This window comes from Vibrio sp. (genome assembly GCF_050299255.1).
GTDB lineage: Bacteria > Pseudomonadota > Gammaproteobacteria > Enterobacterales > Vibrionaceae > Vibrio.
Genome location: NZ_JBNKVP010000012.1, coordinates 14,259 through 36,533 on the forward strand (window position 1 = coordinate 14,259; position 22,275 = coordinate 36,533).

Annotated in this window: 24 protein-coding genes; 12 read left to right on the top strand and 12 right to left on the bottom strand. The window is 50.2% G+C overall.

The window, feature by feature from the left end; all coding sequences use genetic code 11:
• The first annotated feature begins 3 nt into the window (after window positions 1-3).
• Both ACQY6F_RS05640 and tldD read left to right on the top strand, forming a co-directional pair.
• Window positions 4-834: a carbon-nitrogen hydrolase family protein gene (locus tag ACQY6F_RS05640; protein WP_428772839.1), complete on the top strand. Its 831-nt coding sequence runs from the start codon at window positions 4-6 to the stop codon at window positions 832-834.
• A complete protein-coding gene (gene tldD / locus ACQY6F_RS05645) occupies window positions 831-2,276 on the top strand; it encodes a metalloprotease TldD (protein ID WP_428772841.1) in 1,446 nt (481 codons plus the stop codon). The genes ACQY6F_RS05640 and tldD overlap by 4 nt, the downstream gene beginning before the upstream one ends.
• 73 nt (window positions 2,277-2,349) lie before the next feature.
• Here the strand turns inward: tldD and arcA are convergent, their stop codons facing one another.
• Window positions 2,350-3,570: an arginine deiminase gene (arcA, locus tag ACQY6F_RS05650; RefSeq protein ID WP_428772843.1), complete on the bottom strand. Its 1,221-nt coding sequence runs from the start codon at window positions 3,568-3,570 to the stop codon at window positions 2,350-2,352.
• 550 nt (window positions 3,571-4,120) lie between these two features.
• Here arcA and rraB point away from each other — a divergent pair.
• A complete protein-coding gene (gene rraB / locus ACQY6F_RS05655; protein ID WP_428772845.1) occupies window positions 4,121-4,540 on the top strand; it encodes a ribonuclease E inhibitor RraB in 420 nt (139 codons plus the stop codon).
• Between the two features lie 122 nt (window positions 4,541-4,662).
• Window positions 4,663-5,454 (top strand): glycosyl hydrolase 2 galactose-binding domain-containing protein, encoded by a 792-nt coding sequence (locus tag ACQY6F_RS05660; RefSeq protein WP_428772846.1) that lies wholly within the window; start codon window positions 4,663-4,665, stop codon window positions 5,452-5,454.
• Between the two features lie 17 nt (window positions 5,455-5,471).
• Here the strand turns inward: ACQY6F_RS05660 and ACQY6F_RS05665 are convergent, their stop codons facing one another.
• From ACQY6F_RS05665 to argR, 5 genes are all read right to left on the bottom strand, one after another.
• Window positions 5,472-5,861, bottom strand: a complete 390-nt coding sequence (locus ACQY6F_RS05665; protein ID WP_428772906.1) for a DUF2061 domain-containing protein — start codon at window positions 5,859-5,861, stop codon at window positions 5,472-5,474.
• A 167-nt stretch (window positions 5,862-6,028) separates the two neighbouring features.
• The gene (locus tag ACQY6F_RS05670; protein WP_428772847.1) at window positions 6,029-6,466 is read right to left on the bottom strand and encodes a universal stress protein; all 438 of its coding nucleotides are present in this window, start codon (window positions 6,464-6,466) and stop codon (window positions 6,029-6,031) included.
• A 74-nt stretch (window positions 6,467-6,540) separates the two neighbouring features.
• The gene (locus ACQY6F_RS05675; protein WP_428772849.1) at window positions 6,541-9,120 is read right to left on the bottom strand and encodes a TRAP transporter permease; all 2,580 of its coding nucleotides are present in this window, start codon (window positions 9,118-9,120) and stop codon (window positions 6,541-6,543) included.
• A 232-nt stretch (window positions 9,121-9,352) separates the two neighbouring features.
• Complete coding sequence (locus ACQY6F_RS05680) at window positions 9,353-10,321, bottom strand: TAXI family TRAP transporter solute-binding subunit (RefSeq protein ID WP_428772851.1); 969 nt, start codon at window positions 10,319-10,321, stop codon at window positions 9,353-9,355.
• Window positions 10,322-10,651: 330 nt separating this feature from the next.
• A complete protein-coding gene (argR, locus tag ACQY6F_RS05685) occupies window positions 10,652-11,122 on the bottom strand; it encodes a transcriptional regulator ArgR (protein WP_428772852.1) in 471 nt (156 codons plus the stop codon).
• Window positions 11,123-11,453: 331 nt separating this feature from the next.
• Here argR and mdh point away from each other — a divergent pair, with 331 nt between their 5' ends.
• Both mdh and ACQY6F_RS05695 read left to right on the top strand, forming a co-directional pair.
• Entirely contained in the window at window positions 11,454-12,389 is a 936-nt protein-coding gene (gene mdh / locus ACQY6F_RS05690) for a malate dehydrogenase (protein WP_428772854.1), read from the top strand.
• Window positions 12,390-12,497: 108 nt separating this feature from the next.
• Window positions 12,498-12,689: a hypothetical protein gene (locus tag ACQY6F_RS05695; protein ID WP_428772855.1), complete on the top strand. Its 192-nt coding sequence runs from the start codon at window positions 12,498-12,500 to the stop codon at window positions 12,687-12,689.
• Window positions 12,690-12,714: 25 nt separating this feature from the next.
• Here the strand turns inward: ACQY6F_RS05695 and ispB are convergent, their stop codons facing one another.
• A complete protein-coding gene (gene ispB, locus ACQY6F_RS05700; protein ID WP_428772857.1) occupies window positions 12,715-13,686 on the bottom strand; it encodes an octaprenyl diphosphate synthase in 972 nt (323 codons plus the stop codon).
• Between the two features lie 272 nt (window positions 13,687-13,958).
• Between ispB and rplU the strand changes: the two genes are divergently transcribed.
• From rplU to folA, 6 genes are all read left to right on the top strand, one after another.
• Window positions 13,959-14,270 carry a 50S ribosomal protein L21 gene (gene rplU, locus ACQY6F_RS05705; protein WP_428772858.1) on the top strand — a complete coding sequence of 104 codons (312 nt, stop codon included), beginning with the start codon at window positions 13,959-13,961 and terminating at the stop codon, window positions 14,268-14,270.
• Window positions 14,271-14,290: 20 nt separating this feature from the next.
• Window positions 14,291-14,548, top strand: a complete 258-nt coding sequence (gene rpmA, locus ACQY6F_RS05710) for a 50S ribosomal protein L27 (protein WP_036750185.1) — start codon at window positions 14,291-14,293, stop codon at window positions 14,546-14,548.
• Window positions 14,549-14,712: 164 nt separating this feature from the next.
• Window positions 14,713-15,891, top strand: coding sequence for an Obg family GTPase CgtA (gene cgtA, locus ACQY6F_RS05715; RefSeq protein ID WP_428772860.1), 1,179 nt, complete (start codon window positions 14,713-14,715; stop codon window positions 15,889-15,891).
• 218 nt (window positions 15,892-16,109) lie between these two features.
• On the top strand, window positions 16,110-16,877 hold the full coding sequence (locus ACQY6F_RS05720) for a threonine/serine exporter family protein (protein ID WP_428772861.1): 768 nt from the start codon (window positions 16,110-16,112) through the stop codon (window positions 16,875-16,877).
• Window positions 16,877-17,350, top strand: coding sequence for a threonine/serine exporter family protein (locus ACQY6F_RS05725; RefSeq protein ID WP_428772862.1), 474 nt, complete (start codon window positions 16,877-16,879; stop codon window positions 17,348-17,350). The genes ACQY6F_RS05720 and ACQY6F_RS05725 overlap by 1 nt, the downstream gene beginning before the upstream one ends.
• 46 nt (window positions 17,351-17,396) lie before the next feature.
• Entirely contained in the window at window positions 17,397-17,885 is a 489-nt protein-coding gene (gene folA, locus ACQY6F_RS05730; RefSeq protein ID WP_428772863.1) for a type 3 dihydrofolate reductase, read from the top strand.
• A 1-nt stretch (window position 17,886) separates the two neighbouring features.
• Here folA and apaH read toward each other — a convergent pair whose 3' ends face one another.
• From apaH to surA, 5 genes are read right to left on the bottom strand one after another with little or no spacing between them, the layout of a single operon-like run.
• Window positions 17,887-18,702 (bottom strand): bis(5'-nucleosyl)-tetraphosphatase (symmetrical) ApaH, encoded by an 816-nt coding sequence (gene apaH / locus ACQY6F_RS05735; RefSeq protein WP_428772864.1) that lies wholly within the window; start codon window positions 18,700-18,702, stop codon window positions 17,887-17,889.
• 44 nt (window positions 18,703-18,746) lie between these two features.
• Window positions 18,747-19,127 (bottom strand): Co2+/Mg2+ efflux protein ApaG, encoded by a 381-nt coding sequence (gene apaG / locus ACQY6F_RS05740; RefSeq protein ID WP_428772866.1) that lies wholly within the window; start codon window positions 19,125-19,127, stop codon window positions 18,747-18,749.
• A 54-nt stretch (window positions 19,128-19,181) separates the two neighbouring features.
• Entirely contained in the window at window positions 19,182-19,985 is an 804-nt protein-coding gene (gene rsmA, locus ACQY6F_RS05745; RefSeq protein ID WP_428772867.1) for a 16S rRNA (adenine(1518)-N(6)/adenine(1519)-N(6))-dimethyltransferase RsmA, read from the bottom strand.
• Window positions 19,986-19,997: 12 nt separating this feature from the next.
• Entirely contained in the window at window positions 19,998-20,990 is a 993-nt protein-coding gene (gene pdxA / locus ACQY6F_RS05750) for a 4-hydroxythreonine-4-phosphate dehydrogenase PdxA (RefSeq protein ID WP_428772868.1), read from the bottom strand.
• A complete protein-coding gene (surA, locus tag ACQY6F_RS05755) occupies window positions 20,980-22,275 on the bottom strand; it encodes a peptidylprolyl isomerase SurA (protein WP_428772870.1) in 1,296 nt (431 codons plus the stop codon). Before surA ends, pdxA begins: the two co-directional genes overlap by 11 nt.

The following is a 22,275-nucleotide window of genomic DNA, read 5'->3' on the forward strand; positions in this document are numbered from 1 at the left end:
CAGATGGAAAAAGTAGGCCTGATACAGATGACATCCGGACCGGATGCCGAGCAAAACCTGGCTTATATTCAGACTCAGGTTGCACTGCTGGCTGAACAGGGCGCCGCTCTGGTGGTTACGCCAGAAAATGCGTTGGTATTTGGCAGTAAACGCGATTACCACCGAGTTGCCGAGTCTTTCGGTAGTGGTCCGCTGCAGCAGGCGATGAGTGAACTGGCGCGCAAACACCAGATTTGGTTGGTGGTCGGCAGCATGCCTATTCGCAGAGAGTCGGGTGTAACCACCACTTGCCTAGTGTTTGACCCGCAGGGTCAATGTCAGGCCAGTTACGATAAATTGCATATGTTTGATGTCGATGTGGCCGACGGCCATCGCCACTACCGGGAATCGGAAACTTTCACCCCTGGCAACGAGGTAAAATTGGTCCATACTCCGTTTGCCAATATTGGTTTGTCGATCTGTTATGATTTACGCTTCCCGCATCTGTATACTGAATTAAGAAACCGGGGCGCTGAACTGATTTTGGTTCCGGCGGCTTTTACTGCTGTCACCGGACGGGCACACTGGCAATCGTTACTACGAGCCAGGGCAATTGAAAATCAGTGCTGGGTGCTGGCGGTCAATCAAACCGGGCATCATCCATGTGGTCGCGAAACCTGGGGGCATTCAATGCTGATCGACCCCTGGGGGGAAGTGGTCGCAGATGCCGGCAGTCCGATGCACAGTATGCTGGCACAACTGGATATCAGTAAAGTTAACGATATCCGATCAGCAATGCCGGTGAGTCAGCACAACCGGTTTGAAAACCAATTTAAATCTAAGAGTACGGTATGACGATAAACCGCATTGAACAAGCTCTGCTGGCACCGGCCGGACTGGATCAACAAAATCTGGCGGAAACGCTGGCCAGCATGGCAACGCGAGAGATTGATTATGCCGATCTCTATTTTCAGTCGAGCTGGCACGAATCGTTAGTGCTGGAAGACAGCATTATTAAAGACGGCTCCTTTAACATCGATCAGGGTGTCGGTGTCCGGGCGGTAACCGGAGAGAAAACCGGTTTTGCTTATTCAGATCAGATCCAGCTTGAGGCGCTACAACAAAGTGCCAATGCGGCGCGTGGCATCGCCCAGCAGGGCCGGTCTGGTCGGGTGCAGGCGTTCAAACGTCACGATAATCCGGCGCAATATGCCGCAGTGAACCCGCTGGAGAGCTGGCAAAAACAGCAGAAAACCGAGCTGCTGAAACAGCTGGATGCCTATATCCGGGCGAAAGAACCGCTGGTGAAAGAGGTGAGCATCAGTTTGAGCGGGGTGCATGAGCAAGTGCTGGTGGCCGCAACGGATGGCACCTATGCCGGCGATATTCGCCCATTGGTGCGCCTGTCTATCAGTGTGCTGGCACAAAAAGGTGACCGTCGCGAACGGGGCAGCGCGGGCGGTGGTGGTCGTTTTGGCTATGACTACTTTCTGAGTGATGATGCCGGCAGTCAGGTGGCATTTCGTTTCGCCGATGAAGCGATTCGTCAGGCGCTGGTCAATCTGGAAGCCGATGCGGCGCCTGCGGGAACCATGCCTGTGGTGTTGGGCTCCGGCTGGCCCGGTGTACTGCTGCACGAGGCGGTAGGACATGGCCTTGAAGGTGACTTTAACCGTAAAGAGTCTTCGGTCTTTTCAGGTAAAGTCGGACAAAAAGTTACGTCTGAGCTGTGTACTATCGTGGATGACGGCACGCTGAAAGATCTGCGCGGCTCGCTCAACATCGATGATGAAGGGGTCAATGGCCAGTACAACACCCTGATTGAAAATGGTGTGCTGAAAGGCTATATGCAGGACAAACTCAATGCACGCCTGATGGGAACCGCTCCAACCGGTAACGGCCGTCGTGAGTCTTATGCGCACCTGCCAATGCCGCGGATGACCAACACCTACATGTTGCCTGGCCAGCATAGCCCGGAAGAGATCATCGCCTCGGTGAAAAAAGGCTTGTACGCTCCGAACTTCGGCGGCGGCCAGGTAGACATTACCTCGGGGAAATTTGTCTTCTCAACCTCGGAAGCTTATCTGATTGAAGACGGTAAGATCACCCGCCCGGTCAAAGGCGCGACATTGATCGGATCCGGCATAGAAGCAATGCAGCAAGTCTCTATGGTGGGCAATGACTTACAACTCGACCGCGGTGTCGGGGTGTGCGGTAAGGCCGGCCAGAGTGTCCCGGTCGGGGTTGGTCAGCCAACACTTAAGCTGGACGCGCTCACCGTCGGTGGTACAGAATAAGCGCGGTAGGAAAAATGAAAAAAGCTGCACTCAGTGCAGCTTTTTGTTTTTTCAGCAATTGACTGGTTGTCGGTTACAAACCATCGCGCTCGATAGGGCAGCTCATACATCTGGCCCCGCCACGTCCGCGACCCAGTTCGTTGCCTGGAATCGTCAGTACTTCAATCCCGGCTTTATCGTATTTTTCATTGGTATAGACGTTACGCTCATAGCCGATAACCACGCCAGGTTTGACCGTCAGGACGTTATTGGCATCGTTCCACTGTTCCCGTTCAGCCTCATAGTTATCGCCGCCGGTAGTGATAATTTTCAGATAATCCAGTCCCAACGCCTCTTCAATGGCATGCACGTAGCTTGGCACCTTTTCGACTCGCATCTCACCGTCATCTTTTGGTGACAGGCGCCAGGTTTCCAGATCCTTGCGCATAATTTCCGGGTAAACCGAGAATGTGTCGATGTCCATGTGGGTCATCACGGTATCCAGGTGCATGCAGGAACGGTGCTTAGGCAGATTTACTGCAATCACCTGGTTGGCCTGACCATGTTTAAACAATTGGGCCGCCAGATTTTCCACACCTTGCGGCGTGGTGCGCTCTGAAATGCCAATCAATACGGCACCTTTACCGATCACCAGGACATCACCACCCTCAATGTTGGCATTATCGTAATGCAGGTCTTCATCACCGAAATATTTGATGAAATCCTGGCCGGCGAACACCGGATGCCAGCGATAGATAGCGCGCAAATGGTTGGTTTCGCGCTGGCGCGCCGGCTTCATCATCGGGTTAAGTGACACACCACCGTAAACCCAACATGAGGTATCACGAGTAAACAGATGGTTAGGTAACGGTTCGATCACGAAATCCAGTGGCCGGTGCATATTTGGCAGCATCGACGAGGACTTGATCGGTAACTCGGAATAGGCCAGTCCGCCTAGTAACAAGGTTGCCAGGTGCTCATTATCCAATTCTGCCAGGTAGTGGCGTAAATCGCGGGCGAATGTCGGGCCATAGCGAAAATCTGATATTTGAGTGGTCAACAGCCAGTGGCGAGCTTCTGCCACTTCCAGAGTTTCCACCAACAAATCATGCAGCAGTAATACCTCTACGCCTTGCTGACGCAGGGTTTCGGCAAACGCGTCATGTTCTTTGCCTGCGGCTTCAACCGCCAACACGTCGTCAAACAACAGCTCATGACAGTTCGAAGGGGTTAGATGAGTCAGCGCCCGTTCCGGGCGGTTCAACAATACTCGTCTTAATTGGCCGACTTCAGAGCCTACATACAACTCGCTCATTTTGTATCCTTACACAAATTCCAGAGCGTATTTATGACAAGCTTGTTAGCAAGATGCAAGTCACTCTGTTGGTTTAAAATACCATTAAAATAAAAATGGTAGGTTATTATTTTGCAATTTGAAAATTTTGTTTGCATTTATTTCAATTTAGGTTGAGTTGACCTAATAGGAAGATCTGACACTGTATTCTCTAAATGTGCTCCTTAAAAAAGAAATTATTGACGAGATATTGGCATGGCTATGCAATTAAATGGGGTACTAAGACTGATGTGTGGTTTTTTATTCACGTAGCTTAGATCGGGCATAGTGCATTTTAATTTGAAATTTTCGCATTTGAGCTCATTTTTCACCATTCACGCCATTGATAGATAATTCTGAATCGAGCATTTGAAAATAAAATGTTAAAAAATGTCGTCTGTTAAGGATATCTCAGGGTCTAACTGCTGAACAGCCACTATTCTTGAGGCTGTTTTCGCGATCCTTGTGGTATTTTGTCGCGATCCGTGCCATATTTCGTCGCACTTAACTTGAAGACTTTCCGGAGCCCGCTATGTCTCATGAAGATGAATACATGTCTGTAGAAGAACTCATTGCGCTGCAAAAAGAAGATACGCGCGATATCGTCCAGGCCTTACTGGAAGATGGTAGTGATCCAGATGCTCTCTATGAGATTGAACATCACCTGTTCTCAGAAGATTTTGACCGGTTAGAAAAAGCAGTTGTGGAAGCGTTCAAAATGGGCTTTGAAGTACTGGAAGCCGAAGAAACCGAAGATGAAGACGGTAACAAGCTGCTCTGCTGTGATGCCACTATGCAATCGACTCTGAATCCGGATTTGATCGATCAGCAAGTTGAGAAACTGGTTCATCTGGCCGAAAAATACGACATTATCTATGATGGCTGGGGCACTTATTACGAAGGGGAAGATGCCCTTTATGGCGATGAAGAAGAAGACGAAGATATCGAATAATCTGCCCTAACGATTCACCTAAAATACCAGCCTTCGCGCTGGTATTTTATTGAGTTACGATGGTTATTTGCGCGGCTATTCTCTATAATCGGCAAAATTGATCTCGCTCAAGTTTAGTCTCTATGCAATTCTCTCTGGCTGGATGGTGGCAGTTGTCGCCGCTTACCGACCTTGCTATTCCTCAGGATGATATACACTTTCCCGCTCCGTTGAGTTCGGTTCTGCCGGCAGAGCTGTCAGAAGCTCAAGTAGCTGCGCAGGAGTGGCATCTAATGCATGATTTTATGCTGGATGACGGTCATATCAATCATGCTGCAATCGATCTGGTGATCGCTGGGATCGACTATTTCGCCGAAGTGCGTATTAACGGTGTGGCGGTATTCGACTGTGACGGCTCTCAGGCCGTTTATCGGAAAGATATCAAGCCTTACCTTAAATCTGGTGGCAACCGAATCGAAATTCTGTTTCTTGAGCAGGAAGATGAGTGGTTAGTTGAAACCGCAGTGTGTGATTTGGGTGAACCAGAAGCGGTACCTCACGACTCTCGTATTGGTATCTGGGCTACTCCTTATCTGGAAATGATTCCCCAAGTACGATTACAGTATGTCGCAACAGAACAGGTCTGGCATCACGGTGGTGGCTGTGAGTTTCTGGTTGAACTGTTTTATCACTGCCTGAAACCGGGTTTGGTTGCCGCGCAAGTGAAGTTTAATGGTATGACGTTAAATGTTCCGCTCGATGTGCGTGATGATCATGCCAGCGTGCTATTTCAGGTTGAAGCTCCGCGCACTTATCGGTTAGAGCAACCGGATCCAGCGGATCTCTATCTGCTGCAAGTCAGTTTAGACGGTCAGCAGCGCGAATTTCATATCGGACTGAACAGCAGTCAATGTGTGGTTCACTTTCCTTTATAAGGTATATGGTGAGCAAGTCAGATTGACTGTGCACTGAGGGATGCCTCCGGATGGCGGCGTCGCCAAAAGCGTTCATGAAAGAAGTACGCGACCGTGTTACACGCGGGTTCAATCACTGCCAGCACTCCGCCGACCAACAGATCTCCGGTGATAAGGTACACCACGCCGACTGCTACCGAAAAATGTATGGTTGCAAAACTAACGGTTTTAATCTGCGCGGAACTCGTCATACGGCGCAGTATGTTCGCCCTTTTCCAGATCACTTCATGGGCATAAAATGCCAGCGAGTTGATCATCGGCTCGATCATAGCGATCAGGCTGCCAAACAGGATATCACCCGTCAGCAGATAAGCGAGGGTAAAGGCGATAGTGAAATGGATCGCTGCAAAATTTATAGTTTTCTTGATCATCTTGACCACCTCATCAATTCGACACGTTTATTATTGATAATCATTATCATTTAGGCAAATAAATTTTACCTATTTGTCTGATAGGCAGCTGCAAAAGTTTTTCGCTGAGGCAAAAAAAAGACGCTGCAACAGCGTCTTTGATCTGACAGAGAGAAGAAGAGTGTTTAGCCGTTTGGTTTGACCACCAAAACGTTAATCGGCGAGTTCTGTACCACTTTACTGGCCACCGAGCCCAGTACGACTTTATCGATCTTGGAGCGTTTATGGCTTGGCATCACGATCAAATCAGCGCCTAATTTTTCCGCATACTCCAGAATAGTCGTCCAGGCTTTGCCTTCGGCGACGTGGGTCTGGTAAACCACATCCTCCGGCACGTGACTCAAGGCGAATTGTTTGAGCTGATTCTGCACGTCTCGCTTCATCTTTAACGCCGCATCTTTGGGAAAGTACGATTGCACCATAGACATGTGGATGCCAGGAAGCACGGTGAGCAGATGAACCTGAGCGTTGGCATGTTTAGCATGCCAAACTGCCAGCTCCAACGCTCGGTCGGAGAAGCCTTGATCGTTGAGATCAACGGGAACAAGAATTTGTTTATACATGGGATTATCTCTGCAATATCTCTATCATTAACTTAAGTTTAGCCCCACCTGAGTCAATCAGGTGAGGCCGCGAATCAAGCTTTCATTTCCTGTTTTCTGGCGCGTCGGCGTTGGTTGTAGCCGATGGCAAACAACAGCAGCAGTGCAGGCAGGAATGCCCACTCTTTCATTGGCCGATCAGCGTCCTGAATGACGGATTGAATTTGCCAGTCGAAATCAATACCGGCCGCCTCTGCCGGACTGCCGAACTCAACCATATCGACTAACATTTTGCCGTCGGACTCCATTAAAGTCAGGCCCATTGAACTGAAGCGGTCTTCTGCCGTGGTAGCATCGTCAGCAAACGGCAGTATTACCGTTTTCTCAACATGCTTACCGGTCAGGGTTTCGCCCGCCACTCGCAGTTGAATCGGTTGGCCAATATCCAGCCCTTCAACCACTTGTGCTGCTTGGATACCCGGAGTAACCACGGTGGCCGGATAAATCATGTCCCACCAGAAGCCAGGCCGGAAGAAGCTGAAAGTTAGCACCAGTAACAGTACGGTTTCCCACCATTTGTTCTTGGTAAACCACCATCCCTGAGTGGCTGCCGAGAAGATCAGCATGGCGATAATCGAGGAGAACACTGTCAGCGCCAGATGCCACCAGGTATCGATCCCCATCAATAACAGCTGGGTATTGAACACGAACATGAATGGCAGGATCGCGGTGCGGATATCGTAGGTGAAGCCCTGGATACCGGTTCGGATCGGGTCCGATTTGGCGATCGCGGCGGCGGCGAAAGCCGCCAAGCCAACCGGCGGCGTATCATCTGCCAGAATACCGAAGTAGAACACAAACAAGTGTACGGCGATCAATGGAATGATCAGGCCATGCTGTGCGCCTAAGGTAACAATAACCGGAGCCATCAGTGTCGACACCACAATATAGTTTGCCGTAGTCGGCAGACCCATACCGAGAATCAAACTGATCAAAGCGGTAAACAGCAGCATTAGGATCACGCTACCACCGGAAATGAATTCGACGAACTCGGTCATCACCAGGCCAATACCGGTCAGAGTAACCACACCGACCACGGTACCGGCAGCAGCAGTCGCGACACCAATACCGATCATGTTTCGACCACCGGCAACTAAGCTTTCAGCCAGATCGATAAAGCCTTCTTTCACCTGTTGGGAAACATCGCCAGTTTTTGCCATCAGTGCAATCAACGGACGTTGGGTGAGCAGAATGAAGATCATAAATACCGTCGCCCAGAAAGCCGACAGGCCCGGAGAGAACCTTTCTACCGTCAGACACCAGACCAGTACTACGATTGGTAGCAGGAAGTGCAGACCGGATTTGATGGTTGGCCCCGCATCGGGCACTTCTGTGAGTTCAGTATCTAAGTCGATAGCGCCATCTTCTAAGTGGTTGGCTGAAATCTTAACCAGAGCTATGTACGTCACTAGCAGCGCTATGGTCACTATCGGGGTCGCGGCGGCGCCGAAGACATCTTTGGTCCAGCCCACGCCATAATAGACAGCCGCACTAATAACACATAATCCCAGAATGGTACCGGTAAAGGAAAGCAGGCTGTGTAACAAGGTAGGGGTGTGCCGGCGCGGTAGTCCGGTCATGCCGGCTTTACACGCTTCCAAATGGACGATGTAAATCAGCGCAATATAGGAGATCAGTGCTGGCAGCAGGGCGGCCTTAATAACCTCAACGTAAGAGATACCCACGTACTCCACCATCAGAAACGCAGCAGCGCCCATAATAGGCGGCGTCAACTGACCGTTGGTTGAAGCGGCCACTTCTACTGCACCCGCTTTGCTGCCCGGAAAACCAACCCGTTTCATTAAAGGAATGGTAAAGGTCCCGGTTGTCACCACGTTAGCAATCGAAGAGCCTGAAACCAGGCCGGACAGCCCTGACGCGACCACGGCAGCCTTAGCTGGTCCGCCGCGCATATGTCCCAGCAGCGAGAATGCGACTTTGATAAAGTATGCGCCAGCGCCAGCGCGCTCCAGCATGGCACCAAACAGTACAAACAGGAATACAAATGAGGTTGATACCCCAAGCGCGACCCCGAATACCCCTTCGGTGGTCAGCCACAGATGCGACATTGCTTTGTTCAGGCTGGCACCTTTATGGGCAATGACGTCGGGCATATGAGGACCGGCGAAGGTATAGAGCAGGAAGACTGCGGCGACCACCATCAGTGGAGGTCCTAAAGCGCGGCGGGTCGCTTCCAACAGAAGAATCATCCCGGTCACGGCAGCGACAATATCAAACGTAGTTGGCGCTCCTGAGCGACCGGCCAGTTCGGTATAGAAAAGGTAAATGTAAGCTGCAGAAAAACTGCCCGCCAGCGCCAGCAGCCAGTCGATGAACGGAATATGATCTCGTGGCGAGTGTTTCAAGGCCGGATAAGCGGTGAAAGCGAGGAAGATCGCAAAGGTTAAATGAATCGAGCGAGCTTCGGTGTCGTTCAGTACACCAAAATTGAATATAAATGGTAGTGGTGAGGCATACCATAATTGAAACAGTGACCAACAGAGTGGTACCAACCACAATATTCGGCCAGGGATCCCTGAAGGATTGCGCGCACCGGTATCCGCTTGGGCCACCATCTCTTGCACATCTTGCGACGGGGTAGTTGTCTGCGTCATGTACGTTATCCTTATAATTTATGGTCCATCAGAGCTTCGAGGTACAGTTAATGAGCAATTAAAAGTCTAGGTAATTACAGTCAAATTGCTTAACTGAGCGTCGAGAAAACGAAATGAAGTTAAATGCGGTTTTCGAATCGGTGGAAAACCAATAGAAGATAAGCCGTAAACACTGAATTCAGTCAATCAATACAGGGAGGTTAAAACCTCCCTGTATTGGAGTGATCCATCGTTATTTGATCAGGCCCACTTCTTTGTAGTATTTCTCAGCACCAGGGTGCAGAGGAATAGACAGACCAGCTTTCACCATGTCTTCTTTTTTCAGGTTGGCAAACGCTGGGTGTAGACGCTTGAAGGTGTCAAAATCTTCAAACACTGCTTTGGCGACGTTATAAGCCACTTCGTCAGATACGTCAGAGGTAGTCACCATAGTTGCAGCAACACCAAAGCTGTGGACGTCTTCATCGGTACCGCGGTACATGCCAGCCGGTACTGTGCTGTAAGCATAGTAAGGGTTGTCAGCTACGATTTTATCGATTTGCGGACCAGTGGCGGAAACCAGTTTGGCGTCACAAGAAGTAGTCGCTTCTTTGATTGAACCGTTCGGGTGGCCCACCATGTAGATAAAGGCGTCAATCTTGTTATCACACAGGGCTTGTGAACGCTCAGAACCTTTCAGCTCAGATGCCAGTTTAAAGCTGTCATTGGTCCAGCCAAAAGCATCCATCACCACACCCATCGTGGCGCGGTCACCAGAGCCAGGGTTACCAATGTTAACGCGTTTACCTTTCAGATCCGCGACGCCATTGATGCCTGAATCGGCACGGGCAATGATGTTATACGGTTCAGTATGCAGAGAGAACATGGCACGCAGTTTCTTGTACGGACCTTGCTCTTCAAACTTACTGCTACCGTTGTAGCCGTGGAATTGCCAGTCAGACTGAACAATACCAAAATCCAGCTCGCCGGCACGGATGGTATTGACGTTATAGATAGAACCGCCAGTCGATTCTACAGAACAACGAATATTGTGTTCTTTACGTCCTTTATTGACCAACTTACAGATGGCACCACCGGTAGGGTAGTAAACCCCGGTTACTGAACCGGTACCAATAGTAATGAACTCTTGAGCGTTCACGGTGCCAGCCCCCATGACAGCTGCCGCGATCGCACCGACTTGCAATAGTTTGTTAAATGCCATGTATTTCCCTTCCTTAATTCTTGATTTACCCCTAGACAAGTGTAGTTGCTTAGGGGGTTTCCTTGATTGGAAACGGCATCTTTTTCGATCGGATTGATGAAAAAGTGGCTGAATAATACCAAAAAAACCAAATATAATTATAGACTTGCACAGATAGTCAGTGAATTAGTCTTTGAGAGGAGCTTAAGGCTTAGTGAATGTCTTGTAATTAAACTGTTAAATATCAATCAGTTAGGTTTGATTAAATAGGTTTAGTTTGATTTTGTTAATAATGTGAAATAAGTCACGATTTTTATGGCGTGACTTATTGCAAAAACGAAGATATAGACCTTATCCGTGGTATTCGAACAGTTCGCATACCGAGCTAAATAGCTGATCGGTAGTAATGTTTAGTGTTGGCGTGATAAAAATGGTGTCGTCGCCCGCTACCACGCCCAGAATCCCTTCTGCTTTACCCAATGAATCCAGCAAGCGGGCGATCAACTGCGCGGCTCCGGGACCGGTATGGATAACGACCAATGCCTGGTTGTGGTCAATATCGAGCACCAGTTCGCGTAGAGAGCTGGAAACTGTCGGTACACCCAACTCTGCCGGTAGGCAGTAGACCATTTCCATTTTTGCATTTCGGGTGCGCACCGCCCCAAACTTGGTAAGCATGCGAGAGACTTTGGATTGGTTGATGTTTTCAAAGCCTTCATTTTTTAACGCGTCGACAATGTCGCCCTGGGAACCAAAGCGTTCCTCTTTTAGCAGTGCTTTAAAGGCGCGGACCAGGTTATCTTGTTTTTCTGAATTACGCATAATACTGATTTAACCGTCAGTGAAGATGAATTTCGTGCATATTTTCGCATAGCTATGCAGTTTGCAGCAAACCGGGTGGTCAAATATGTTCAGTCTATCACTGTAAACTTTGCGCGCTTTCTAATATTGAATGTCATTTAACTTATTGTTAATTAAGTAATTATATTGATATTTATAACAAGGGGTGAGATGGGGGAAATCACCCTTGAGCGAGGTCGCAAAGCTGGCGTTAATTGATTGTAATCAAGTTGTAATTGCTATAGGTTGGGCATACCTGATTATGTATCACCGACAACATATATAAGAGAGCTCATCTCAAGGAGAAACTACAATGAAAGTAGCCGTAATTGGTGCCGCAGGTGGCATCGGTCAAGCCCTAGCCCTATTACTAAAAAATCGTCTGCCAGCTGGTTCTGATCTGGCTCTGTACGACATCGCGCCAGTCACTCCTGGTGTGGCTGCCGATCTTAGCCACATCCCGACCCCTGTATCTATTAAAGGATACGCCGGTGAAGATCCAACTCCAGCACTGGAAGGCGCTGACGTGGTGCTGATCTCCGCGGGTGTTGCACGTAAACCAGGTATGGATCGTGCGGATCTTTTCAACGTTAATGCTGGCATCGTAAAAGCACTGGCAGAGAAAATCGCGGTTGTTTGTCCAACGGCGTGTATCGGCATTATCACGAACCCAGTAAACACCACTGTGCCAATTGCTGCTGAAGTACTGAAAAAAGCCGGTGTGTATGACAAGCGTAAGCTGTTCGGTGTAACAACACTGGATGTAATCCGCTCTGAAACTTTCGTCGCGGATCTGAAAGATAAAGATCCAGGCGATATCCGTGTACCAGTTATCGGTGGTCACTCGGGCGTAACCATTCTGCCGCTGTTGTCTCAGGTTGAAGGCGTAGAATTTACCGCAGAAGAGATCGAAGCTCTGACCAAACGCATTCAGAACGCGGGTACAGAAGTTGTTGAAGCCAAAGCCGGTGGCGGCTCTGCTACTCTGTCCATGGGCCAGGCGGCATGCCGTTTCGGTCTGTCTCTGGTTAAAGCGCTGCAAGGCGACAGCAATGTGGTTGAATGTGCTTATGTAGAAGGTGCCGGTGAACATGCTCCGTTCTTTGCACAACCAATCAAACTGGGCAAAGATGGTATTGAAGAAATCCTGAGCTACGGCGCTATCAGCGAATATGAACAGGCCGCACTGGACGGCATGCTGGAAACGCTGCACGGTGATATCCAGGTCGGCGTTGATTTCGTCAAATAATCCGTTTGAGCTGTAATTAAAAGCCGATCATTACTGGTCGGCTTTTTTGATCCTTACGATCCGTCACACGTAAAAATAACTGTTGCTGCAGTCAAAGAGGAAATGATTATGCGCATCAGTGAGATTAAAAAAGGTATGTGGTTGGAATGCGATCAAGGGGTAGGCCGGGTACTGGTGGTCGATGAACAGTCCGACAGTGTGCTGCTGGAACCACGTCACAGCCATGAGCAGTTGGCGTTACGTGCTGACGAAGTGCACGATGATCCGCAACTGCATAATGGCTGTGATCAATACTACTAAATACTGATCAATTTACATTGTCTGGCTACTTGGTGCGCTGAACCGCCATGTGGGCCAGGGTAATCAGCGCCTGTTTATAGTCTGACTCCGGCAGGATGGCGAGGGCTTCAATCGCTTTGTCGGCTTCCTGTAGGGCTTTGTCGCGGGTGTAATCCAGTGATCCCCACTGCTCCATGGCGGCCAGTATCTCGTTTAGGCGCTCCATTCCATTTGACTTCTCTATCGCCTCACAAATCATCGCGGTCTGCTCCGGTGTGCCGTGGTGCATGGCGTGAAGTAAAGGCAGGGTAGGCTTACCTTCTGCTAAATCATCACCGACGTTCTTGCCCATTTCCTCGCCATCAGAGGTGTAGTCCATCACGTCATCGATCAACTGGAACGCAGTACCGAGATAGCGACCGTAATCTTGCAACGCAGTTTCCACTTCAGCAGGCGCTTGATTCAAAATGGCACCGATCTGAGTGGCCGCTTCAAACAGGCGGGCGGTTTTCGAATATATCACCTGCATATAGCTGGCTTCGGTGGTGTTCGGATCGTTGCAGTTCATCAACTGCTGCACTTCACCTTCGGCAATCACGTTTACCGCATCGCTCATCAGTTTAAGGATCTTCATTGATCCCAGTTCCGTCATCATCTGGAACGAGCGGGTGTAGATAAAGTCGCCGACCAGAACACTGGCGGCATTACCAAACGCGGCGTTCGCGGTCGCTTTACCCCGTCGCATGTCCGATTCGTCGACCACATCATCGTGCAACAGGGTCGCGGTATGGATAAATTCGATAAAGGCGGCCGAGGTGATGTGTCCCTGACCTTGATAGCCCAGCGCACGAGCAGACAAAATCGCCAACATCGGGCGCAGACGCTTGCCTCCACCGCTGACGATATAAAATCCCAATTGATTGATTAATGAGACATCTGAATTGAGCTGAGCTTGAATAGTTTCATTCACTTTTGCCATATCTTCGGCAGTCAGTGATTGGATGGCATTAAAATCCATGATAAATCCGGCTGAGGTTAGGACCTGTAAGGTGTTCTTATCTAATTTAATCGTTGAATAATACACGAAAAAACGTTGATTAATACACGGGTTAGAGGCATGATTGCGGCACTTTTGTTTGGCGATTAGCTTTTCGCCAATTTTTTCAAAATTTGGCTTGTCATAGGGGCATCCTTTCTGTAGAATCTGCGCCCTATTGATGATTAGTTTAGCGCACACCCTTATTGCACAAATAAAACGCAACAGGCTGTGCGGAAAAAGCGGAGTAAAATATGTACGCTGTTTTCCAATCTGGTGGTAAACAACACCGTGTAAGCGAAGGTCAAACTCTTCGTTTAGAGAAATTAGACGTTGAAACTGGCGCAACTGTAGAATTTGATAAAGTTCTGCTGGTTGCAAATGGTGAAGACATTACAGTTGGTGCACCTCTGGTAGAGGGCGGTAAAGTTACTGCTGAAGTTGTACAACACGGTCGTGGCGATAAAGTAAAAATCGTTAAGTTCCGTCGTCGTAAGCACTCTCGTAAGCAGCAAGGTCACCGTCAGTGGTTCACTGAAGTGAAAATCACTGCTATCAACGCTTAATTTAGTAGGAGAGTTTAACAATGGCACACAAAAAAGCTGGCGGTTCTACTCGTAACGGTCGCGATTCTGAAAGCAAACGTCTAGGTGTTAAGCGTTTCGGTGGTGAATCTGTATTGGCAGGTAACATCATCGTTCGTCAACGTGGTACTAAGTTCCACGCTGGTAACAACGTAGGCTGCGGTAAAGACCACACTCTATTTGCTTTGTCTGACGGTAAAGTCAAGTTCGAAGTAAAAGGTCCTAAAAACCGTAAGTTTGTAAGCATCGAAGCTGAATAATTTTAGTTTCTAGCTGAATTCAAAAGCCCTGCCGATTCGGCGGGGTTTTTTATTTACAGCAGTGGGCAGAGCCAAGCCTCTAGAGAATGGGAGCTGGGATCTGTCATCTGCTAAAATTGTGGCAAGTAGCAAACATGCTACGCACGCAGTAGCCGGAGTGAAAAATGAAGTTCGTTGATGAAGCGGTAGTAAAAGTACAAGCGGGCGATGGTGGTAACGGTGTCGTCAGTTTCTGGCGGGAAAAATTCGTTGCCAAAGGCGGTCCTGATGGTGGTGATGGCGGCGATGGTGGCGATATCTACATCCAGGCCGATGAAAACCTCAACACCCTGATCGATTATCGCTTTCAGCGCTTTTATGAGGCAGAACGCGGCGAAAATGGCCGTGGTGGTAACTGTACCGGTAAACGGGGCAAGGACAAGGTTCTGCGCGTCCCTGTTGGTACCCGGGCGGTCGATATCCATACCAATGAGATCGTTGGTGAAGTCGCTGAACACGGTAAAAAAGTCATGGTGGCCAAAGGTGGCTGGCATGGTTTAGGTAACACCCGTTTCAAATCATCGGTGAACCGCGCGCCAAGACAGAAAACCATGGGTACCAAAGGTGAAGTGCGTGAACTGCGCCTTGAACTGCTGCTGCTGGCCGATGTCGGCATGCTGGGGTTGCCGAATGCTGGTAAATCGACCTTTATCCGCGCGGTATCGGCCGCCAAACCTAAAGTGGCAGATTATCCTTTTACCACCTTGATCCCAAGTCTTGGCGTGGTGAGCGTGGTTCCTGAAAAGAGCTTTGTCGTCGCGGATATTCCCGGTTTGATCGAAGGTGCCGCCGATGGTGCTGGTTTGGGGATCCGATTCCTGAAACACCTGGAACGGTGCCGGGTACTGCTGCATATGATCGACATTTTGCCGATTGATCAATCGGATCCGGCGCAAAATGCACTGACCATTATTGATGAACTGGAGCAGTACAGCGATAAGTTAGCGGAAAAACCACGCTGGCTGGTGTTCAACAAAGTGGATCTGATGCCGGAAGAAGAAGCGGACGAGATCATTCAGAACATTCTTGATGCCTTGGCCTGGGAAGGTGAATACTTCAAGGTTTCCGCCGTGAATCGTCAGGGTACCAAAGAGTTGTGTATGAAGCTGGCTGAATTCATGGAAAATCTGCCACGTGAATCGACTGAAATGAGTGAAGAAGAGAAAGTCGAATTCATGTGGGATGATTACCACAAAGATGCCATGGCCGGTAAAGATGTCGTTACCGAAGACGATGACGACTGGGATGACTGGGATGATGACGACGACGAAGACGATGGTCACGTCATCTATGTCCGCGAGTAATCGTGGAATCTTAATTGCCTTATTTAGCCCGAGCACGCTGTGTTCGGGCTTTTTTATTGCTGAGGGCATTTTCATCAGCCGCGAGTTATCAATATCTGTACAGATATCGGCGTAATTTATTGCTATGAATCAAACAACGTCTGGATCACAGTACAGCTTATCGATGACTGCAGGTAGTATGATAGGCCTGAAATTTAACCAATGAACAATAGATATCTATGCAGTCCAAACAAAGAGCAATTTCACGGTTAGTCGCCAAGGCGGGGCAAATGATGCTGGCTCATGGAGCGGAAAGTACCCTGGTTGGGGACATTATGCGTAGGATTGGGCTGGCCAGTGGTATGAGCGAAGTAGAAGTTGCCTTGTCGGCCAATGCATTGACCGTCACCACACTGATGAATGATCACTGTATCACCACTACTCGTAGCTGCGCCGACCGTGGTATCAACATGCGGGTGATCACCCAGATCCAGCGTATCTGCATCATGATGGAAAAAGGCATCCTTGACTACGATTTGGCAAAGAAAAAACTCGATGCGATCAGTCCGGAGCGTTACAACCGCTGGCTGGTGGTGTGGATGATCGGCCTGTCGTGTGCTTCCTTTAGCCGCCTGGCGGGTGGTGACTGGTCAGTGTTTGCCATGACTTTTATCGCCTCGGCGGTGGGAATGGTGGTGCGGCAGGAAATCGGCCACCGCCATTTTAACCCGTTGCTCAATTTTGCTATGACCGCATTTGTCACTACGCTGATCTCTGCTCAGGCGGTGATATTTGCTATCGGCAATCTGCCGACCGTGGTGATGGCATCTTCTGTGCTGATGCTGGTGCCGGGGTTCCCGTTGATCAACTCAGTGGCGGATATGCTGAAAGGGCACATCAATATGGGCATCGCCCGCTTTGTGATGGCAAGCCTGCTGACCCTGGCGACGTGCTTGGGGATTGTCGGCGCAATGGGCGTAACTGGCGTCTGGGGGTGGATGAACTGATGTCGTACTGGCAATTATTGTTAAACCTGGCCAATGATATGGCGTTTGCCGCAATACCCGCTGTGGGTTTTGCTCTGGTGTTTAATGTTCCGCAGAAAGCGCTGATCTACTGCGCGGTCGGCGGCGCTCTTGGCCATGGCAGCCGTTATCTGATGCTGCAATTTGGTGTGCCGATCGAATGGGCGACACTATTCGCCGCCACGCTGGTAGGGATGATCGGGGTTCACTGGTCGCATAGATTCCTTGCCCACCCGAAGGTGTTTACCGTTGCGGCGTTGATTCCGATGGTCCCCGGTGTGTACGCCTTTAAGGCCATGATTGCCATGGTGGAAATTCAACAGTCTGGCTACAGTCCGGAGCTGGTGGCGCTCTGCCTGGAAAATTTCCTCAAAGCGATGTTCATTATTGCCGGCCTGGCTATTGGCCTGGCGATGCCCGGACTGTTATTCTACCGCCGCCGTCCGGTGGTATAAGCCGCCTGGCGAATGCAATGACAACGTCAGTGAACAGGAAATGGAAATGATCATCAGTATGATAGCCGCAATGGCGAACGATCGGGTTATTGGCAAAGACAATCAGATGCCATGGCACTTACCGGCAGATTTTGCCTGGTTTAAACGTTGTACGCTGGGTAAGCCGGTAGTGATGGGGCGGAAAACTTATCAGTCGATTGGGCGCCCGCTACCCGGACGCACTAATATTGTCATCAGCCGGGATGCTGACCTGCAGATCGACGGGGTGACCACAGTGACATCGTTCGAAGAGGCGCTGCAAGCGGCCGGTGAAGTGGATGAAGTGATGGTGATCGGCGGCGGTTCTATCTATCAGAGTTGCCTGGAGTTGGCTGACAAACTGTATCTGACCTTTATTGACTTACAGGTTGACGGTGATACCTGCTTTCCCGATTGGGGCGACGGCTGGCAAGAGACCCACCGAGAGCATTACGCTGCCGATGAACGAAATGCCCACGATATGCAGTTTGTGGTGTTACAGCGAGTCGCTGGTTAAATCATTCCTCTGCTGTCAGGGCGGGCTGAACAAAGTAACGCCTATCTTCCCAGCGTAACATGGTCATGGTTCCGCCCCAGACACAGCCGGTATCCAGACCGATCACATCCTTGTCCTGGTAACCATCTAAGGCGGCCCAATGGCCGAACACGACCGTCTTCTTCAATGTCTGGCGAACCGGACAGCTAAACCAGGGGGTCAGCAGCTTTGGGTTCACTTCGGCGGGAGGAAGTTTGCAGAGCATGTCCAGTCTGCCGTCCGGGTGACAAAATCGCATTCGGGTGAAGGCATTGATGATATAGCGATAGCGGGCGATCCCGTCTAAGTCATTGTGCCACTGATCCGGGCTGTTACTGTACATGTGGCGTATCAGCCACTGCCAGCGGTCACTGCGTAATACTTGTTCCACTTCCCTTGCTGCCGCTCTGGCCTGTTTTAGTTTCCAAATCGGGGAGATACCGGCGTGGCACAGTACAAAGTCGTCATGTTCTGCGAGCAGCGGCTGCTGACGCAACCAATCCAGCAGCGATTGTTTGTCTTCGGCTGCAAATATCGCTGCGGTTTTGTCTTTGGCTTTGACCTTATGGATGCCGAGCGATACCGCCAGCAAATGCAGGTCATGATTGCCCAGTACAACGTGGGCGTTGTCGCCGAGGGATTTGATAAAGCGTAGGGTTTGCAGTGATTTAGGCCCACGGGCTACCAAATCGCCGGCAATCCAGAGCTGATCGTGACTGGGATCGAATTCGACCCGTTTCAGCAGTAACTGCAGTTCATCCAGGCAGCCCTGAATATCTCCAACCAGGTATGTGGCCAAGCTAGTTTCCTATTTTCGTCGCTATCAATTATTCAAGAATGCGGTTAATTGAGCATATTCGGCACTGCCAGACGAAACGGCTCGATTTCGGCGTGAAACTCTGAACCGGCCTCATCGATCATGACGTAATGGCCTTGCATCACTCCGACCGGGGTATCCAGTGCGGTACCGCTGGTATAGGTATAGTCATCGTTGGCTTCGATCTCCGGCTGTTGACCAACCACACCATCACCTTCCACCGTAACCTGGCGGCCGTTAGCATCGGTGATCAGCCAGCGACGGCTGAGCAGCTGCACTTTCTGTTGGCTAAGGTTTTTGATAGTAATGATGTAAGCGAAGATATAGCGTTTTTGCTCAGGAGAGGACTGTTCAGGAACGTACTTGGTCTGGACTTGAATTTTAATACAGGGCTGAGAGATGGGCATAGCGACTCCTTTGCTCAAGTAGAGGTAAGGGCAGTGCCCTTACCTGTTGTTCCATCAGTGATTGGCGTCCAGCCAGTTGGCCATTGCCACAAACTGTTCCAGGGTCAGGTTTTCCGGCCGCATCGCCGGATTGACGCCTAGCTGTTCGAGTACTTCGACGTCCATCAGGGATTTATAGCAGTTTCTGACCGTTTTACGGCGCTGGTTAAATCCGTCGCGACAAACCCTGTCCAGCCATTTTAAGCTGGTGGCAGGGTAGGGCAGTTGCTCATAAGGTACTAAACGGACCACGGCGGAATCAACTTTCGGCGGCGGTACAAATGCCGTTGGTGGCACTTCCAGAACCGGAATCACTTTACAGTAGTATTGTGCCATCACGGTTAAGCGCCCGTAAGCCTTACTACCGGGACCGGCTGCCAGACGATTTACCACCTCTTTTTGCAGCATAAAGTGCATATCCTGGATTTCACCATGAAATTCAAACAGGTGGAACATCAGCGGGGTGGAAATGTTATACGGCAGGTTGCCGAAAATGCGCAATTTGTTGTTGGGCTTGACCAGTTGGCTGAAGTCGAAGCGCATCGCATCCCCTTCATGGATGGTCAGCTTGTCGCCCAGATCCGGATGATTACGCAGGCGCTCAGCCAGGTCGCGGTCCAGTTCGATGACGGTAAACTTATCCACTTCTTTACCGACCGGTTCAGTGATCGCCCCCAGGCCCGGACCGATCTCGACCAGATTCTGCCCCGGCTTAGGGTTAATGGCCGAAACAATGCCATCGATAATATACGGATCGTTTAGAAAGTTCTGACCAAAACGTTTACGCGCTTTGTGTCCTAAGTGGACATCATTTCTCATAGTGTTCTCAGTTTAATTGGTTCTTTTTTCAGCAAGTTCGATCGCATGGCGCAGCGCTGTAGTGAAACTTCCTGTATCGGCAGTGCCGGTGCCCGCTAACTCCAGTGCGGTACCATGGTCGACTGAGGTACGAATAAAGGGCAAACCTAAAGTGATGTTTACCGAACGGCCAAAGCCTTTGTATTTCAGTACCGGTAATACCTGATCATGATACATGCCTAAAACGGCGTCCGCATCCTGAAGGTATTTTTCGTTAAATATAGTATCAGCAGGCAAAGGGCCAACCAGATTGATGCCATCACGCTGACGAATCATTTCCAGTGTCGGGGTGATGGTTTCGATCTCTTCCCGGCCCAGACAGCCGTCTTCACCAGCATGAGGATTGAGGCCACAGACGTAAATGGTCGGATGCTCAATGGCGAATTTTTCGACCAGGTCACGGTGCAGGATGGCGATAATACTTTCCAGACGCTCAGGTGTCACGGCTTTTGATACATAGGCCAGCGGAATGTGTGTCGTGACCAGCGCGACTCGCAGTCCTTCGGTCGCCAACATCATCACCACCAGTGGCGTGCTGGACTTTTCGGCAAAAAACTCTGTATGGCCGCTAAACGCTACGCCAGCTCGGTTGATTACGCCTTTATGCACCGGCCCGGTAACCACCGCATCGAATTCATCGTCCATACAGCCGTAGGCCGCACGTTCCAGCGTACTCAGTACATAATGGCCGTTGCGTTCATCCAACTGGCCTGCGACACAAGGCTCGGCTAATGGGATATGTTCAACAAACAGCATGCCTTGGCGGCTGGGCTCAGGGGCGGAATCTGAGTCGTAAGCAACCAACTCGACCGGCAGACCCAGTAGCTCGGCTCGCTCAGCCAACAGGTTTTTATCGGCGCATACCACGATTTGGTGTGGCCAGTCCTGCTGGGCCAGCGAAAGGGCCAGATCCGGTCCGATACCGGCTGGTTCGCCAGCGGTGACAACGATTCGCTTAGTTGCCATCGTTACTGTCCTCAATCTTTTCTACATAGGCACTGGCGCGGATTTCCTGCATCCAGGCCCCTGCTTCATCATTAAATTTACGGTTAAACAGAATTTGGTAGGCTTTATTTTTCAAAGCAGAATCGGTGCGGTCTACTTCCCGGCGGCCGAGCACTTCGACAATGTGCCAGCCATGGGCGGTTTTGAACGGCTGGCTGATTTCACCGATGGGCAGTACTTCAAGCTGATGTTTGAACTCTGGTACGTACAGATCCGGGGTCTGATATCCCAGTTCGCCGTCCTGGGCCGCGGAGCCCTGATCCTGGCTAAATTGCTGTGCCAGCTGGGCAAAAGTCGCTTCTCCGGATTTTATTTGTTCAATGTAGCCATTGAGTAGCTGCTGAGCGCCTTCATCGCTCAGAATCACCGTCGGTTTGATCAGAATATGGCGCGCGTTAACTTCAGTCACGGCGACAGTTTCCAGCCCTTGGATGTCTTCGATCTTCAGGATATGGAAACCAACCCCGCTGCGGAACGGACCGATGATGCTGCCCTTATTCTGCAGTTTGATCTGGTCGGCAAAGATGGTCGGCATCTCTTCTTTGCGCATCCAGCCCCAATCACCGCCCTGTAGCGCTTTCGGCCCTTTAGAATAGGTGTAGGCCATAGTGGCAAAGTCTTCGCCATCTTTGAGTTGCTCAACCAACTTTTTTGCTTGTTGCTCTAGCTGGCTTTTATCTTCACCATCTTTGAATCGCAGCTGAATGTGAGCGATTTTGTATTGCACCTCGGCGTTAGTTTCCTGGGCTAACGCTTCGGCCAGATTATCGACTTCGGCGGGAAGGATATTCACTCGCTGGCGCACTAGGGCATTGCGTGCTTCGCTGGCGGCGATCTCTTTACGCACCTGTTCACGGAACTCCGGATAGGTCAAACCTTCTTCACTGAGTGAAGCCGTCAGCTGTTCAACGGTCTGATTGTTGTTTCTGGCAATATCGGCAATCGCGTCATTCAGCCGGTTATCATCGACTCGAACGCCGATTCGATCGGCTTCCTGCTCCTGGATAGTGTCCAGGATCAGTTTCTCTACCACCTGATCGTAAAGGACATCATCATCGGGCAAGGCCTGGCCGTTTTTTTTCGCGGTGGCTTTCACTGTGATCAGCGCGGTATCCACATCACTTTGCAAAATCACACCGCCATTGACGATCACCGCGACCTTATCCAGCGGCTGTGGTGCGGCCGAAGCCAGTGAAATTGAGCAAGTGGCCAGAATTCCCATCAGGGTAGCTTTCCAAAGTCTCAT

Coding starts and splice junctions, on each gene's coding strand:
- ACQY6F_RS05640 (WP_428772839.1), top strand. CDS start 4: ATGGAAAAAGTAGGCCTGATACAGATGACATCCGGACCGGATGCCGAG.
- tldD (WP_428772841.1), top strand. CDS start 831: ATGACGATAAACCGCATTGAACAAGCTCTGCTGGCACCGGCCGGACTG.
- arcA (WP_428772843.1), bottom strand. CDS start 3,570: ATGAGCGAGTTGTATGTAGGCTCTGAAGTCGGCCAATTAAGACGAGTA.
- rraB (WP_428772845.1), top strand. CDS start 4,121: ATGTCTCATGAAGATGAATACATGTCTGTAGAAGAACTCATTGCGCTG.
- ACQY6F_RS05660 (WP_428772846.1), top strand. CDS start 4,663: ATGCAATTCTCTCTGGCTGGATGGTGGCAGTTGTCGCCGCTTACCGAC.
- ACQY6F_RS05670 (WP_428772847.1), bottom strand. CDS start 6,466: ATGTATAAACAAATTCTTGTTCCCGTTGATCTCAACGATCAAGGCTTC.
- ACQY6F_RS05675 (WP_428772849.1), bottom strand. CDS start 9,120: ATGACGCAGACAACTACCCCGTCGCAAGATGTGCAAGAGATGGTGGCC.
- ACQY6F_RS05680 (WP_428772851.1), bottom strand. CDS start 10,321: ATGGCATTTAACAAACTATTGCAAGTCGGTGCGATCGCGGCAGCTGTC.
- argR (WP_428772852.1), bottom strand. CDS start 11,122: ATGCGTAATTCAGAAAAACAAGATAACCTGGTCCGCGCCTTTAAAGCA.
- mdh (WP_428772854.1), top strand. CDS start 11,454: ATGAAAGTAGCCGTAATTGGTGCCGCAGGTGGCATCGGTCAAGCCCTA.
- ACQY6F_RS05695 (WP_428772855.1), top strand. CDS start 12,498: ATGCGCATCAGTGAGATTAAAAAAGGTATGTGGTTGGAATGCGATCAA.
- ispB (WP_428772857.1), bottom strand. CDS start 13,686: ATGGATTTTAATGCCATCCAATCACTGACTGCCGAAGATATGGCAAAA.
- rplU (WP_428772858.1), top strand. CDS start 13,959: ATGTACGCTGTTTTCCAATCTGGTGGTAAACAACACCGTGTAAGCGAA.
- rpmA (WP_036750185.1), top strand. CDS start 14,291: ATGGCACACAAAAAAGCTGGCGGTTCTACTCGTAACGGTCGCGATTCT.
- cgtA (WP_428772860.1), top strand. CDS start 14,713: ATGAAGTTCGTTGATGAAGCGGTAGTAAAAGTACAAGCGGGCGATGGT.
- ACQY6F_RS05720 (WP_428772861.1), top strand. CDS start 16,110: ATGCAGTCCAAACAAAGAGCAATTTCACGGTTAGTCGCCAAGGCGGGG.
- ACQY6F_RS05725 (WP_428772862.1), top strand. CDS start 16,877: ATGTCGTACTGGCAATTATTGTTAAACCTGGCCAATGATATGGCGTTT.
- folA (WP_428772863.1), top strand. CDS start 17,397: ATGATCATCAGTATGATAGCCGCAATGGCGAACGATCGGGTTATTGGC.
- apaG (WP_428772866.1), bottom strand. CDS start 19,127: ATGCCCATCTCTCAGCCCTGTATTAAAATTCAAGTCCAGACCAAGTAC.
- rsmA (WP_428772867.1), bottom strand. CDS start 19,985: ATGAGAAATGATGTCCACTTAGGACACAAAGCGCGTAAACGTTTTGGT.
- pdxA (WP_428772868.1), bottom strand. CDS start 20,990: ATGGCAACTAAGCGAATCGTTGTCACCGCTGGCGAACCAGCCGGTATC.
- surA (WP_428772870.1), bottom strand. CDS start 22,275: ATGAGACTTTGGAAAGCTACCCTGATGGGAATTCTGGCCACTTGCTCA.